Below are 14,501 nucleotides of genomic sequence, written 5' to 3' on the forward strand. Positions count from 1 at the left end.
GAGACAGATGGACAACTCACAAACCGGTACGCTTAGCACCGTAGAAACGGCGGCTAAGGGCTGGCGTAAGAGTGATACCGTGTGGATGCTGGGTCTGTACGGTACGGCGATTGGTGCGGGCGTGCTTTTCCTGCCGATTAATGCCGGTGCCGGCGGGCTAATTCCGCTGATTATCATGGCGATTCTTGCCTTCCCGATGACCTATTACGCGCACCGCGCGTTAACGCGCTTTGTGCTCTCCGGTAAAAATCCCGGCGAAGACATTACCGAAGTGGTGGAAGAGCACTTTGGCGTGGGCGCTGGCAAGATCATTACCTTGCTCTACTTCTTTGCTATCTATCCGATCCTGCTGATGTACAGCGTGGCGATCACCAATACCGTTGATAGCTTTATCGTGCATCAGCTGGGGCTGGTTTCGCCGCCGCGTGCGCTGCTGTCGCTGATTCTGATCATCGGCATGATGACGGTGGTGCGCTTTGGCGAGCAGATGATTGTGAAAGCAATGAGCGTACTGGTGTTCCCGTTTGTGGCGGTGCTGATGCTGCTGGCGGCTTATCTGGTACCGCACTGGCATGGTGCAGCCCTGGAAACGTTGTCGTTAGATGCGAATGTAAGCGGCCACGGCATTCTGATGACGCTGTGGCTGGCGATTCCGGTGATGGTGTTCTCCTTTAATCATTCGCCGATTATCTCCTCTTTTGCTGTTGCCAAGCGCGATGAGTACGGCGCAGGCGCGGAGAAGAAATGTTCGCGCATCCTGGCGAACGCCCATCTGCTTATGGTCGTGACGGTGATGTTCTTTGTGTTCAGCTGCGTGCTGAGCCTGTCGCCCGCCGATCTGCAGGCGGCGAAAGATCAGAACATCACTATTCTGTCCTATTTAGCCAACCACTTTAATGTACCGATGATTGCGTGGATGGGGCCGATTGTGGCGATGGTGGCGATCACGAAGTCGTTTCTCGGGCATTATCTGGGGGCGCGTGAAGGGTTTAACGGCATGGTTGTGAAGTCGCTGCGCAGCCGCGGTAAAACCGTCACGCCGCAGCGTCTGAATCGCCTGACCACCACGTTTATGCTGCTGACCACCTGGCTGGTGGCAACGCTGAACCCCAGTATTCTGGGCATGATTGAAACGCTGGGTGGGCCGATTATTGCGATGATTCTGTTCCTGATGCCGATGTATGCCATTCAGAAAGTGCCGGCGATGCGTCAGTACAGCGGGAAAATCAGTAACGTGTTTGTGGTGATCGTTGGCGTGCTGGCGATTTCGTCGATTGCTTATTCGCTGGTCAGCTAAGCATATATATCAGAAAGGTCGCCAGGCATGGCGACCTTGTCATCATTACACCGCAGCCGTTTTAAACACACTCATCGACTGCGCCAGGCGATCTGCCTGTTCCTGCAACGCCTGCGACGCCGCTGAGGCTTCCTGCACCAACGCGGCATTCTGCTGCGTCACCGCCTCCATCTGCGTAATCGCTGAGTTGATCTCGCTAATCCCGCTACTTTGCTCGCTGCTGGCAATGGTGATTTCGCTCATAATATCCGCCACGCTCTTCACGCTGTTGACCACTTCACCAATCGTTGAACCGGCGTGCGTCACCAGACGGCTACCTTCATCCACCTGCGCGACCGAATCCTCAATCAACACCTTGATCTCTTTAGCGGCAGATGCCGAACGTGCCGCCAGATTACGTACTTCGGTGGCCACCACGGCGAAACCACGGCCTTGCTCACCGGCGCGTGCGGCTTCGACCGCGGCGTTAAGGGAAAGTATGTTGGTCTGGAAGGCGATGGAGTCGATCACGCTGATAATATCGACGATCTTCTTCGAAGAGAGCGTAATGGCTTCCATCTTCTCGATCACCTGTTCCATCACCACGCCGCCTTGCTTCGCCACGTTGGAGGTGTTGGCCACCAGCTGATTGGCTTCCCGCGCGTTTTCGGCGTTGTGCTTGACGGTGGCGGTCATCTGTTCCATCGCCGATGCGGTCTCTTCCAGCGAGCTGGCCTGCTGTTCGGTGCGTGATGAGAGGTCGATGTTACCGCTGGAGATTTGATTCGAGGCGACAGCGATGGTATCGGAACCGGCGCGCACATCGGAAACGATAGTGAGCAGATTGTCGTTCATCGCCTGCAGCGCCTGCATCAGCACGGCGGTTTCATCTTTACCGCTGATTTCAATGTGCGAACTGAGATCGCCTGCCGCGACTTTCCCGGCGATTTCCACCGCTTCATTCAGCGGACGCACAATTGAACGCGTCAGCATAAAGCCTAATACGATGGAGGCCGCAATGGCGAGAGCGGAGAAGATTAGCGTCATCTCAATAGCGGATGAGCCGTTATCAATAATCTTCGCGCCTTCTTGCTGTAACTGCTGCGATTGCGAATCGGCAAACGCCACCGCGCTCGCCAGGAAAGCGTTTTGCGTAGCGGTAATGGATTTCAGAACATAGGTGCTGGCGGCGTCTGCATCGCCAGCGCGTACCAGCTCAATCAGCTGATGTTTCTCGGCCTCGAATTTGTCACTGGCCGCCAGCAGCCCGGCGATTTTCTTTTTACCCACTTCGGTAACCTGTATCGCTTTGATTTTATTCATCGCGTTGTTGGTATGCTCAGTGGCTTCGGCAAGTTGCTGGTAACGTTTAACGTTATTTTCCGGACGCGTGGTATCAATCACGATGCCACGCAGATATTTAATTTGATCGTTAACACCGTCACGGACGTCAAAACCGAGACGCACTTTCACGTAACGGTCTTCCACAATCGACGTAATACCGGTTTTGATGTTGTTAATTTTGGTAATCGACGTGATGCCGACAATGACTAACAGTGCCACCACTAAACCAAAGGCGATGCCCAAACGGACGCCGACCTTCATATTCTTTAAGCTCAACATTGGTTCTCCCCGTAATGCCAAAAATTGATGTTTTCAAGACGGAAAAGCAGGCAAGGCGCCCGCATCAGGTTGATGTTTTCTAAGGTAAAAATGGTTACGCAGCGTGACAAATCTGGTATGGCAGCACCAGCGCAAGCGCTATCAGTTATCGGTTGTTAATGTTTTAACTTTAATTTTTTAGAGATGCGTCACGGTTTGGTTAATGACGTTAACCTTGATTTTTGACTGGATGGGAAAGTGAGGCGGGAGGATCCTGGTTGAAGGGTCGCCAGGAATGGCGTAATGCCGATCAGTTAAGCACCTTATCAAATCACCGCACATTCCGTAGCGGCGCGATTTATCGCGCAATGAATTGCGCCGCTACACTGGGTGCTCTGGTAATTAAGGGTTTTCAGGTCTTAACTGACAAGCATTACGCTATGAACGGTGGCGTTACGATAATTAACGCGGCTTTTTCAGCACGCCGTGGATCACATTCGACAGCTCGTTGATTTCGAACTTCGCCACGTAACCATCGGCACCGACTTTGCGCACATGATCTTCGTTGGCGCTGCCGGAGAGTGAAGAGTGGATCACCACCGGAATCTGGCGCAGGTTGTTATCGCGTTTGATGTTGCGCGTTAAGGTAAAGCCGTCCATCTCCGGCATTTCGAGATCGGTCAGCACCAGCGCGATCTTGTCGTGGATCGACTCACCGTTTGCAGCCGCTTCTTTCTGCATCTCGTTAATTTTGATCCAGGCTTCCAGACCGGTGTTGTGCATAATCGCCGGGATGCCCATGCTTTTCAGGCCTTGCTCCAGCAGCTGACGCGCCACTTTGGAATCTTCCGCCACAATCGCCACCTGGCCCGGCTTCAGATTGAAGTCTTTGGCGGTCTCTGCGCTTGGCTCAACGCCGCGCACTGAAGGAATGATGTCATACAGAATCTGCTCAACGTCCAGCACCATCGCCAGATTATTGCTTTGGCCGTCGGTATCCAGACAGGCGATGCTGGTGATGTTGCGGCTACCGATGCCCGCTTCCGCCGTGTGCACCTGGCTCCAGTCGAGACGCACAATGTTCTCCACCGATTCCACCGCAAACGCCTGAGTGCTGCGCGCATATTCGGTCACCAGCAGCAGGTTAAGGCCGGTTTCTGGTTTGCAGCCGGTGACGGCGGGCAGATCGATAACCGGAATAAACTGGCCGCGAATACTCGCCATGCCAAGCAGCGGCGATTGCATGCCAGCGGCGCGAGTGATGGTGGGCATCGGCACGATTTCACGCAGTTTAAACACGTTGATGCCGTACAGCTCAGATTTGCCTTTCAGCTGATCGGAACCCAGTCGGAACAACAGCAGTTCGAATTTATTGGAAAGCGCAAGGTTGGCGCGTTCATCGATCTCTTTCTGAAAATTATCCATCATGGCCTCGGAGCAGATCTGGGCTGAGTAAAGGGCAGGGCAATATCGCCATGATTAACTTATCGGCAGAAGAGAAAAAAAATGAAGGGGGAGATAACGGAAATTTTAGCGTGAGAGCGATCGCCCTCACGCGGGTACCCTTTACTTCAGCAGAATGGCGCGCACGCTTTTGCCTTTGATCTTGCCCTCTTTCAGCTTGATCAGCGCTTTCTTCGCCTGAGCGGCGTCGATGGCAACATAGGCGTGGGTGGCGGTCATATCGATCTTGCCGATCTGGTCGCCGCTAAAACCGGCTTCACCGGTCAGCGCGCCGAGAATATCGCCCGGACGGATTTTGGCTTTACGGCCGCCATCAATACACAGCGTCATTTTGGTCGCCGGCAACGATTTGGCGCTGGTGCCTTTCAGCGAGCTGGAGGAAACCCAATTGAGCTTCTGCTGCAGATACTCTTCCAGCGCATTGGCGCGCACCATTTCGTCGGGGGCGACAAAGCTTACCGCCAACCCTTTCTCACCGGCGCGACCGGTACGGCCGATGCGATGAATGTGCACTTCCGGATCCCACGCCAGCTGGAAATTCACCACCAGCGCCAGCGATTTAATATCCAGACCGCGTGCAGCGACGTCGGTGGCGATCAATACGCGGATGCTGCCGTTGGCGAAGCGAATCAGCACGCGCTCACGATCGCGCTGCTCCAGATCGCCATGCAGCGCTAACGCACTGATATCACGCTCGTTCAGCGCGGCAGCAACGTCGTCACACTCGCGCTTGGTGTTACAGAACACCACGCATGAGGCCGGTTGTTGCTGGCTGAGCAGCGCGCCGAGCAGGCTGTGGCGCTCTTTGGCGCTGGCTTCAATAAACTGCTGCTCGATGGTCGGTAACTCGGTTTTATCTTCGGTGGCGACCGCCAGCGCATCGCGCTGAAAACGCTGGCTGAGACTGGCGATGGTATCCGGCCAGGTGGCAGAAAACAGCAGCGTCTGGCGTGTTTCTGGCGTAAAGCCGATGATCGCTTCCATGTCGTCGCGGAAGCCCATCTCCAGCATGCGATCGGCTTCATCCAGCACCAGCGTTTGCAGCTGGCTGAGATCAAGGTTGTCGCGCTTCAGGTGATCAAGCAAACGGCCCGGCGTGCCGACCACGATATGTGGCGCATGCACTAAGGAATCACGCTGCGCGCTCATCGGCTGGCCGCCGCACAGCGTCAGAATTTTGATGTTGCGGGTAAAACGCGCCAGCTGACGCAGCACGTTGCTGACCTGATCGGCCAGCTCACGCGTCGGGCACAGAATCAGCGCTTGGGTGTGGAACTGGCTGTTATCGATGCGGTTCAGCAAACCCACGCCAAAGGCGGCGGTTTTGCCACTGCCGGTTTTCGCCTGCGCACGCACGTCGCGCCCTTCCAGAATCGCGGGCAGGGAAGCGGCCTGAATCGGCGTCATGGCGTCGAAACCCATCTCGCGCAGGTTATCGAGTTGGCTGGCGGGCAGTTGCGTCAGGGTAGAAAAAGCAGTCACGGGAAAGTCTCTAATTGCGGGTAGGATGGCGGCGGTCAGTCTGGCAGAAAGGGGCGTGATCGGCAATGGCAAAAGCGCTTCTGCTGCCTGCCTGAAAACCGTTAGTGTTATAACAGGCTTGTCTCGTTTTTATACGCATACTGTTGCGAAGTTCTAATGCTTTTGTGGTTGATTTTATTCTGCAATGAAGGCGCTAAACCTCGACATATTCAACGAAAAAGGAGAATTAGCGTTATTAAACAAGCATTATCAGGGTTTGTTAATGCTTACTTATAAGTATTGTGCTAATGAATGGCTTCGCTTAGGTAAAATTCTGATTAAAACGAATAGCCGATTTGCTTTATATTTACCCCGCCGTTTGGCTAATCAGTAAATACCCATAATATTTCAGAGGTCATTTCATTGAGTCATTATGTCCAGGGACAAAACGAAGACATTCTGAAAATCGTCGGCCGCGCCGTGTTAACGCTGCATCTGCATGGAGAAACCTTATCCTCGGATAAAGTCAGCTCTATGATTGCCTGTTACGCGGAAGAAGAGCCTGTCAGCGACGATGAAAACCAGCGGCTGTATGCGCTGGCGATTCAGATGCTTTCGTAAAATCCAGCACTCACCGGGTGTGCGCATGCTGCCTGTTTATGTCGTACGTAAAGCCTCCTTGCGGAGGCTTTTTTGTTGGGTGCCTTCAGCCACAAGCTGCATACCATTGTAGCGGCGCAATTTATTGCGCTATGTCGTGAAGGGCGCGGTGCCGCCATTAATACGCGCGATAAATCGCGCCGCTACGGGAATGTGCGATTTTCTGCTTACGCACTGAAAACTGGCAATCCGCGGTGGAAGGTGGCGCGGACCGGCGAGATGCGGGCAACGGCTTCGGCGGAACAGCTGGCCTCGACCAGCATCATGCTGGCTTCATCGTCGACCTTCGGCCACTGACGTTCGCCCTGATTCGACAGCGGCAAAATCCCGCCAGTGGCGATATGCAGCGCGCGGCTCAAACCGAACTCATCGGAACCGCGATACAGCTGCGCGTACAAATTGGCTTTCTCCAGCATGCTGCCGGTGCCAAACGGTGACCAGTGATCGATCACGCTGTCCGTGCCGGTCATCACCGTGATGCCCGCCGCCTGCAACTGCGGCAGCGGCATGGTCAGCTTGCCAATCGGAATGGTCGACGCCACGCTCATCTGCTGCTCGGCCATGCCCGCAATCATCTGATCCAGCGCTTTGCCTTCCAGCGTGCCGAGCGCAAAACCGTGGCTCAGCGTCACTTTGCCCTTCAGCAGCGGGTTTTTCGCGATGGTGTCGATCATGTACTGAATGGCCGCCACGCCGGATGGCGAGGTTTCGTGCAGATGGATATCCACGCCGCGCTGGAAATCGAGGGCGATCTGGAACATCGCATCCAGCGACGCCTGCATCGCGCCATCCACGTTGGTGGGATCGAGCCCGCCGACAAACTGCACGCCCATCTGCATCGCTTCACGCATCAAGCCATCAACCTTCGAGTGCAGCAAACCGTGCTGCGGGAAGGCAACGATTTCACACGGGAATTCCGCATGATTCGCTAGCGCCAGCTTGAGATGCTCAAGGCTTTTCAGGCCGCTAACCGGATCGATATTGCAGTGGCTGCGCGCTTCGGTGGTGCCTTTGCTGTGCAGCAAACCAATGATCGCTTCGGCACGCGCCTGCGACGTTGGCAGCAGTTGCGGGATCAGCACCTGTTCGCGCGCAATCATATCCATGATGGTTTTGCCCTGACGCGGACGCGGCGCTTCCCACGGACCACCGTAAAAGGTTTTGTCGAGATGGATATGCATATCACGGGTGCGCGGCAGCAGCAGGGCGCCGTTGGCATCCCACTGTGGTAGGGCGGCGTTACGCGCTTTGCCTGCGGCATCAATCGCCGCGAAAGTGCCGTCTTTGATGGTGATGTCGTACAGCGCGGTGCGCGTGGCGATCACCTCTTTACCGTCGCGCTCAAAGCCCTCTTCGAGGCGGACATTGAGCAGCTGGTAGTGCGCAACGCGCGGTGGCGGCGTGTGCGGCTGTGTGCTGTTGGCGAGCAGCGGTGAAGCGGGCGCAGCGTAGCTGATGCCGGCGGCCAGCAGGCTTCCGGCGGCGGTCAGACTAAGAAATTCACGACGGCTGGGAGAGGTCAGTTGCATCAGAGGTTCCATCAAATGAGAAACGCTTAATCTGGCAAAACTCAACGCAGCGCGCTGCGATATTTGCCACTGGTTAGCAGTGGAAAAATCACTGCCACTGCAGCTGACAAAAGGTCACCAGCGCGGCGGCCAGCGCCTGCTGCAGTTCGTCCTGCGGCGCACGGCAAAATAGCGCCAGTTCAAAATGGTTGATGGTGGGTAAACCATCGGCTTCCCCTAATACGCGATGCTCAGGCAAGCGGCAGCTGGCGGGCAGCAGCGTTAAGCCCAATCCGGCGGCGCTGGCGCTGGCGAGCGCCACCAAACTGGCGCTGCTGTAGCTGATGCGCCAGCTGCGGCCGAGGCTATCCAGCGTCTGCGCCATCTCCTCGCGATATAAACCGAGCTGCGGGAACACCACCAGCGGCACCGGCGTTTGCTCAAAGCAGGGATGTGCGGCGCTGTCCAGCCACAGCAGCGGCTCGGGGCGCGCAGCCAGCGGACGTTCACCGCCCGGCTGTTTGATCAGCATGATATCCAGCTCCTCACGCTGCCAGGCGCGATGCAAATCGACATACATGCCGCTCATCACATCAAGGCGCAGTTGCGGATGATCGCGGCTGAACTCCGCCAGCAAACCGGCGGTCGGCGCGGCGAAATCTTCCGGCACGCCAAGGCGCAGCACGCCGTCGCGCCATTTATCGCTCAGCACGTCGTGCGCTTCGCCGTTTAGCGCGATGATGCGGCGCGCATAGCCCAGCAGCTTCTCGCCCTCTTCGGTGAGCGCCACCTGATGCGATGTGCGCTGTAGCAGCGGTTTACCGATCATCTCTTCCAGCCGACGCACCTGCTGGCTGACGGTGGATTGTGACAGATGCACGCGATCGGCGGCGCGGGTGAAGCTGGCGGTTTCGCACACCGCGACAAAACTCAGCAGTTGCTGCGGGGTGAACATCGGCTGACGATTCATTTTTCCACTGGTCGTTATGGTGTTATTTCATTTCCAAATAGTAACGACTGCTGCGATGCTGACAACCTCTTTGCAGCAGGATTGTGTATGAATCGACATTTCAACGGATTAACGCTCGCCGCTTTGGTAGTGGCTGGGCTGAATATGCGACCGTTACTCACTTCTCTTAGTCCGTTACTCGGCCAGCTTCGGCAGACGATGGGACTCTCTTCACTGGCGGCTTCGCTGCTGCCTGCGGTACCGATGGTGATGATGGGCGCGGTCGCGCTATTGAGCGCTTCGCTGATGCAGCGCGTGCCGCTGCAACGCTTGCTGCTGGCCGGTTTGACGCTGCTGCTGCTGGCGCTGGCGGCGCGTGGCGTGATCCACGACGGGAGCTGGCTGGTGGTCAGCGCGCTGTTTGGCGGCCTTGGCGTGGGCGTGGTACAGATGGCGATGCCGGGCCTGATTCGTCAGCGCTTTGCGCAGCGCAGCGCGCCGGTCACCGGATTGTGGGCCGGTGCGCTGATGGGCGGCGGCGGTTTGGGAGCAGCATTATCGCCGTGGCTCAGCGATCATTTGGGCGAGCCGCTGGCGCTGAGCGGCTGGGCGCTGCCGGTGCTGCTGGCGATTGCACTGTGGCTTTACGTGCGCGTACCAACCGCCGCCAGCACGGAAAAGGTTGCGCTGCCGCCGCTGTGGCGCACGCCGCGCGCCTGGACGCTGGCAATCAGTTTTGGACTGGTGAACGGTGGTTACGCCACCTGCGTTGCCTGGCTGCCGGATGCCTATCATCATCTTGGCTGGCCGGCGCAGGCCGGCGGATCGCTGCTCGGCGCAATGATTCTCTGTCAGGTTGCGGGCGCGCTATTGATGCCGCTGCTGGCGCGTATGGCGGATCGGCGTCCGCAGCTGATTATCAGCCTGGTTTGTCAGCTGATCGGCATGAGCGGCTTTCTGTTTGCCCCGCTGTTCGCGCCGTGGCTGTGGGCGGCGATTGCCGGATTTGGTCTGGGCGCGGCGTTCCCGCTGGCGATGGTGCTGGCGCTTGATCACCTGCCGCATCCGCAGGCCGGTGCGCGGCTGGTGGCGTTTATGCAGGGCGCGGGCTTTATCATCGCCGGCTGCATGCCGTTTATCGCCGGTCAGCTGCAGGCATTAACCCACAGTTTTTCCAGCGTCTGGCTGATGCAGGCGGCGGTGACGGTCGGGCTGATTTTGCTGAACCTGCGCTTTCATCCGCGCAGTTATGGTCGGGCCTTTGGCCGGACTGCGGCGTAATTGGTCCTACCAAAAGATTCAAATGTGGCCGCGTCGTCACATAACATGAAAAATCCCGCCTGTTTCGTTGCATCGAAATAACAAAGCATTAACCATTCTCCTCCATCAAGCCCGCCACGCTGCATTTTGGTCCTACCAATGCAGCATGGCGGGGGAGCCTTTCTCAGGATAATGCGATGACCGAAAATACGCTGCGGGCGCGGCTCTGCGCCTGGATTACCGAGCATCAGCTGGAGCCGGGGATGCGGCTGCCGTCCGAACGCGCGCTGGCGGCCGAGTTCGGTTCATCGCGATCGTCACTGCGCGAGGCGATCCAGCAACTGATCAGCAGCGGCGTGTTGATCAGTAAACGCGGTGGCGGCACCTGGCTACGTCAGCCGCAGCAACCGTGGTCGGAACAGCGCATCGTAGAGCCGATTCGCCAACTGCTGGCTGAGGATCCCGATTATCGCTACGACATCCTTGAAGCGCGTCACGCAATAGAGGCCAGCACCGCGTGGCATGCGGCGTTGCGCGCCACCGAAGCCGATAAAGAGCGGCTGGCTTACGCCTTTGATGCGCTGCTGAAGATTAAGCAGAGCGACGATGCCGATCTCGCGGCGCAGGCTGATCTGCGTTTTCATCTCGCCATCGCCGAAGCCTCGCACAATGTGGTGCTGCTGCAGACCATGCGCGGCTTTTTCGATCTGCTGCAATCCTCGGTGCTGCACAGCCGTCAGCGCATGTATACCCATCCGGTGATTTTTAATCGTCTTAACGAACAGCATCAGGCGATGTTTGATGCGGTGATGGCCGGTGATGCGGAAACGGCGCGCCAGGCGGCGATGGATCATCTCGGCTTTGTTCACACCACTATGAAAACCCTGCATGAAGATGAGGCGCGCCAGGCGCGCATTACGCGTCTGCCGGGCCACCAACCTCAGCACAAGGAAAATAACGGATGATCATTTCTGCTGCCAGTGACTATCGCGCCGCGGCGCAACGCATCTTGCCACCGTTCTTGTTTCACTATCTGGATGGCGGCGCTTACGCCGAGCACACGCTGAAGCGCAATGTCGCCGATCTCTCCGACGTGGCGCTGCGCCAGCGCGTGCTGAAAAACATGTCGGCGTTGAGCCTCGAAACGAAGCTGTTCAACGAAACCCTGTCGATGCCGGTGGCGCTTGCGCCGGTCGGCTTGTGTGGCATGTATGCGCGACGCGGTGAAGTGCAGGCGGCGCGCGCGGCGGCGCTGAAAGGCATTCCGTTTACGCTCTCAACCGTGTCGGTTTGCCCCATTGAAGAAGTGGCGCCGGCCATTAATCGTCCGATGTGGTTCCAGCTCTATGTGCTGCGCGATCGCGGCTTTATGCGCAACGCGCTGGAGCGCGCCAAAGCCGCCGGCTGTACCACGCTGGTGTTCACTGTCGATATGCCGACGCCGGGCGCACGTTACCGTGATGCGCACTCCGGCATGAGCGGCCCCAATGCGCCGCTGCGTCGTTACTGGCAGGCGGCAACCCATCCGCAATGGGCGTGGGATGTCGGTTTACATGGCCGTCCGCACGATCTTGGCAACATCTCCACTTATCTTGGTAAACCGACCGGGCTGGAAGATTACATCGGCTGGCTGGCGAACAATTTCGATCCGTCGATTTCCTGGAAAGATCTGGAGTGGATTCGTGAATTCTGGGATGGCCCGATGGTGATTAAAGGCATTCTCGACGCGGAAGATGCGCGCGATGCGGTGCGATTTGGTGCCGATGGCATTGTGGTGTCGAATCACGGCGGGCGTCAGCTGGACGGCGTGCTGTCGTCGGCGCGCGCGTTGCCGGCAATTGCCGATGCGGTGAAAGGCGATATTACCCTTCTCGCCGACAGCGGGATTCGCAGCGGGTTGGATGTGGTGCGGATGATCGCCCTCGGTGCCGACAGCGTGCTGCTGGGACGCGCGTTTGTCTATGCGCTGGCAACGCACGGTCAGCGCGGCGTTGAAAATCTGCTCAACCTGATTGAGAAAGAGATGAAAGTGGCGATGACGCTGACCGGTGCGAAATCGATCAAAGAGATTACGCAGGCTTCGCTGGTGCAGGCTAACGCGCTGTTGAGTGAGGCGGGCTTGAGTCCGGCGCGTCCACGCGCGGTGAGCTAATCCAGCAGAATGAGTCATGTTGTCTATACTCAATAGCTGTCGAACACAACAGGAGGAATGACATGACTATTCATAAGAAAGGATCGGCCCATTGGGAAGGCGACATTAAAGGCAAAGGTACGGTAAGTACCGAAAGCGGCGTGTTGAGCAATCAACCATACGGTTTCAATACCCGTTTTGAAGGCCAGAAGGGCACTAACCCGGAAGAGCTGATTGGTGCTGCGCACGCCGCTTGCTTCTCAATGGCGTTGTCATTGATGTTGGGCAATGAAGGGCATCCGCCAACAAGCATTGATACCACCGCGGATGTGTCGCTGGATAAAAAGGGCGACGGTTTTGCCATCACCAAAATCGCGCTGACCAGCGCCATCGTCTTACCGGGCATTGATGACGCGAAGTTTGATGAGATTATCCAGAAAGCCAAAGCGGGCTGCCCGGTTTCTCAGGTACTGAATGCTGAAATCACGCTCGACTACACGCTGAATAAATAATCGCCCAAATGGGTGACCAGCGTTAGAATCAACGATGCGCCTTATGGCGCATCGTTGCTTTCTGTCGTCTGGAGGATGCGTGGCAAAAAAACTGGCTGCAACCAAACACTGGAAAATGATCGTGGTGCTGTTGTGCATCTGCGGGGCGCTGATGCTGATTCGCTGGGCGGCGATGATATGGGGATGAAAGAGTGGATCAGCAGTCACAAGCTTGGCGTGTTGGTGATGGTGATTTTGGTGCTGGAGTTACTGCATTACCTGCTTACGGCGTCGTGGTTCCCGTGGCAGATTGGCTAATCATTCAGGCGAACTCACCGTCTGTCTGGCGTACGTTACGCGCACTGCTGCGCGCAATGCGATACGCCTTGCGTGGATCGCCCGCCACGAACTCAAACGTGGGCGAGAAATAGAATGGCAGCCAGCCGCCGAAGCCGCTTTCCCATTCCCAACGTACGGGGCAGGGCCAGAGAATGCCATCATACAAAATGTAATAAACCCAGCGTCCGTTTGGACGACGGGGGCGAGATGTTTTCATTGGATTCACAACGATGATAGTGAAAAGCAGCTTATATTTTGAACGCTACAACCCATTCTTGCAATGCCGTTTGGCTACTATTTGCGCAACTTTAATCAAGCTGGCACCGAATTAACGGTGCACTTCGCCACAAAGTAAGACCACATTTGGCCGCACTTTATGGATGCGATCGGCCATCTGCTCACAGGCCACTTTGGTCGGATAGATACGCTCCGAAACCGGTAGGGCATCACAGGCATCATGCCCACACGCGCTCACTAATAAAACAAAACCAATCAGCATAATCAGACTCCTTTAACACCTTCTCGCTGGTACGGAATGTGTGGCTGGTCGTTCCCTTTTTTGATCCAGTATAGCTAAACGCGTTGAGAGTCAATTATCACCCTGAGCGGCTTTCTTGTCCGGCTCGCAAGATTATACGCATCGCAGTGCGCAACCGTAGCTCAATCTGGGCTAAACTATGCGGCCCTGATAAAAACGATGAGTGAGTTAACATGTCGAACGAAATTGCCCAACCAGCCAGCAGCCCAAAACAAGCCGCCTTGCAACTGGTGATTGAACTGGTGCGCGCGGGAAAACTGAGCCCGCTGCACGGTGATGCTTCCAACATGATTTCTATCTACGAACAGTTCAAAAATCATTTCGAAGCGGAAAAAGAGTAATTTTTGTGCCAGCGGTCGCCATGAATGAATGGCGGCCCTAGGCGATCTCATCCGTGTGGGTGCGGTCGTACTCTTCCTGCGCGCGTTCCAGTGATGGACCGTGCTCCAGCGCCCAGTCATACAACGCGACAAACGGTTGTTGCAGCGTCTGTGCCAGCGGCGTCAGGCTGTATTCCACACCGATCGGCGCGGTGTTCAGCACTTCGCGATTCACAAGCCCATTACGCTCCAGCCGCTTTAACGCATCCGCCAACGCTTTGTGAGTGATGCCATCCAGCCGACGACGAATCTCGTTAAAACGCGACGGCTTAGTACAAAGCACGGTGAGAATTAAAATCGACCATTTATTGGTGATGTGCTCCAGTACCGGCCGGGTTTTTCCTACATCTCTCAAGCTGTTACCGTCGATCTCTGCCATGGCGATATACTCCGCGATATCTGGTATAAATGAAGTGCGTAATTGTTATTAAGTATAAAATAT

General features: G+C 56.4%; 16 protein-coding genes. 8 read left to right on the forward strand and 8 right to left on the reverse strand.

Annotation, left to right across the window (positions count from 1 at the left end; all coding sequences use genetic code 11):
• The first annotated feature begins 7 nt into the window (after window positions 1-7).
• On the forward strand, window positions 8-1,297 hold the full coding sequence (locus P6287_RS04470) for an HAAAP family serine/threonine permease (protein ID WP_277974572.1): 1,290 nt from the start codon (window positions 8-10) through the stop codon (window positions 1,295-1,297).
• A gap of 45 nt (window positions 1,298-1,342) precedes the next feature.
• Here P6287_RS04470 and P6287_RS04475 read toward each other — a convergent pair whose 3' ends face one another.
• The 3 genes from P6287_RS04475 to dbpA form a co-directional block, all read right to left on the reverse strand.
• Window positions 1,343-2,899: a methyl-accepting chemotaxis protein gene (locus P6287_RS04475; RefSeq protein ID WP_101762497.1), complete on the reverse strand. Its 1,557-nt coding sequence runs from the start codon at window positions 2,897-2,899 to the stop codon at window positions 1,343-1,345.
• A gap of 441 nt (window positions 2,900-3,340) precedes the next feature.
• Window positions 3,341-4,303: a chemotaxis protein gene (locus P6287_RS04480; RefSeq protein WP_008105989.1), complete on the reverse strand. Its 963-nt coding sequence runs from the start codon at window positions 4,301-4,303 to the stop codon at window positions 3,341-3,343.
• A gap of 141 nt (window positions 4,304-4,444) precedes the next feature.
• Window positions 4,445-5,824: an ATP-dependent RNA helicase DbpA gene (gene dbpA, locus P6287_RS04485; protein WP_101762496.1), complete on the reverse strand. Its 1,380-nt coding sequence runs from the start codon at window positions 5,822-5,824 to the stop codon at window positions 4,445-4,447.
• Between the two features lie 402 nt (window positions 5,825-6,226).
• On the opposite strand from dbpA, the gene P6287_RS04490 reads away from it, so the two are divergent.
• The gene (locus P6287_RS04490; protein WP_039333073.1) at window positions 6,227-6,424 is read left to right on the forward strand and encodes a hypothetical protein; all 198 of its coding nucleotides are present in this window, start codon (window positions 6,227-6,229) and stop codon (window positions 6,422-6,424) included.
• Window positions 6,425-6,630: 206 nt separating this feature from the next.
• Here P6287_RS04490 and P6287_RS04495 read toward each other — a convergent pair whose 3' ends face one another.
• Both P6287_RS04495 and P6287_RS04500 read right to left on the reverse strand, forming a co-directional pair.
• Window positions 6,631-7,992 (reverse strand): amidohydrolase family protein, encoded by a 1,362-nt coding sequence (locus P6287_RS04495; protein WP_277974573.1) that lies wholly within the window; start codon window positions 7,990-7,992, stop codon window positions 6,631-6,633.
• 88 nt (window positions 7,993-8,080) lie between these two features.
• Window positions 8,081-8,941 carry a LysR family transcriptional regulator gene (locus P6287_RS04500; RefSeq protein ID WP_110867784.1) on the reverse strand — a complete coding sequence of 287 codons (861 nt, stop codon included), beginning with the start codon at window positions 8,939-8,941 and terminating at the stop codon, window positions 8,081-8,083.
• 87 nt (window positions 8,942-9,028) lie between these two features.
• On the opposite strand from P6287_RS04500, the gene P6287_RS04505 reads away from it, so the two are divergent.
• The 5 genes from P6287_RS04505 to yniD all read left to right on the forward strand — a co-directional run bounded on the left by P6287_RS04505 (window position 9,029) and on the right by yniD (window position 13,010).
• Window positions 9,029-10,201, forward strand: coding sequence for a cyanate transporter (locus P6287_RS04505; protein WP_277974574.1), 1,173 nt, complete (start codon window positions 9,029-9,031; stop codon window positions 10,199-10,201).
• Window positions 10,202-10,377: 176 nt separating this feature from the next.
• Window positions 10,378-11,145, forward strand: coding sequence for a transcriptional regulator LldR (gene lldR / locus P6287_RS04510; RefSeq protein ID WP_101762492.1), 768 nt, complete (start codon window positions 10,378-10,380; stop codon window positions 11,143-11,145).
• On the forward strand, window positions 11,142-12,332 hold the full coding sequence (gene lldD, locus P6287_RS04515; protein WP_101762491.1) for an FMN-dependent L-lactate dehydrogenase LldD: 1,191 nt from the start codon (window positions 11,142-11,144) through the stop codon (window positions 12,330-12,332). Before lldR ends, lldD begins: the two co-directional genes overlap by 4 nt.
• Before the next feature lie 62 nt (window positions 12,333-12,394).
• Window positions 12,395-12,823, forward strand: a complete 429-nt coding sequence (locus P6287_RS04520) for an OsmC family protein (protein ID WP_101762490.1) — start codon at window positions 12,395-12,397, stop codon at window positions 12,821-12,823.
• A 79-nt stretch (window positions 12,824-12,902) separates the two neighbouring features.
• Window positions 12,903-13,010, forward strand: a complete 108-nt coding sequence (gene yniD, locus P6287_RS04525; RefSeq protein ID WP_021507251.1) for a small membrane protein YniD — start codon at window positions 12,903-12,905, stop codon at window positions 13,008-13,010.
• A gap of 114 nt (window positions 13,011-13,124) precedes the next feature.
• Here yniD and P6287_RS04530 read toward each other — a convergent pair whose 3' ends face one another.
• Complete coding sequence (locus P6287_RS04530) at window positions 13,125-13,358, reverse strand: hypothetical protein (protein WP_101762489.1); 234 nt, start codon at window positions 13,356-13,358, stop codon at window positions 13,125-13,127.
• A 111-nt stretch (window positions 13,359-13,469) separates the two neighbouring features.
• On the reverse strand, window positions 13,470-13,640 hold the full coding sequence (locus P6287_RS04535; RefSeq protein ID WP_007887091.1) for a hypothetical protein: 171 nt from the start codon (window positions 13,638-13,640) through the stop codon (window positions 13,470-13,472).
• Between the two features lie 212 nt (window positions 13,641-13,852).
• Here P6287_RS04535 and P6287_RS04540 point away from each other — a divergent pair, with 212 nt between their 5' ends.
• On the forward strand, window positions 13,853-14,020 hold the full coding sequence (locus P6287_RS04540) for a hypothetical protein (protein ID WP_167391189.1): 168 nt from the start codon (window positions 13,853-13,855) through the stop codon (window positions 14,018-14,020).
• A gap of 37 nt (window positions 14,021-14,057) precedes the next feature.
• On the opposite strand, the gene P6287_RS04545 is transcribed toward P6287_RS04540, so the two are convergent.
• On the reverse strand, window positions 14,058-14,438 hold the full coding sequence (locus tag P6287_RS04545) for a helix-turn-helix domain-containing protein (protein WP_192415363.1): 381 nt from the start codon (window positions 14,436-14,438) through the stop codon (window positions 14,058-14,060).
• Window positions 14,439-14,501 lie beyond the last annotated feature (63 nt).

The organism is Pantoea sp. X85 (assembly GCF_029623675.1).
In the GTDB taxonomy this organism is placed as follows: Bacteria; Pseudomonadota; Gammaproteobacteria; order Enterobacterales; family Enterobacteriaceae; genus Pantoea; species Pantoea leporis.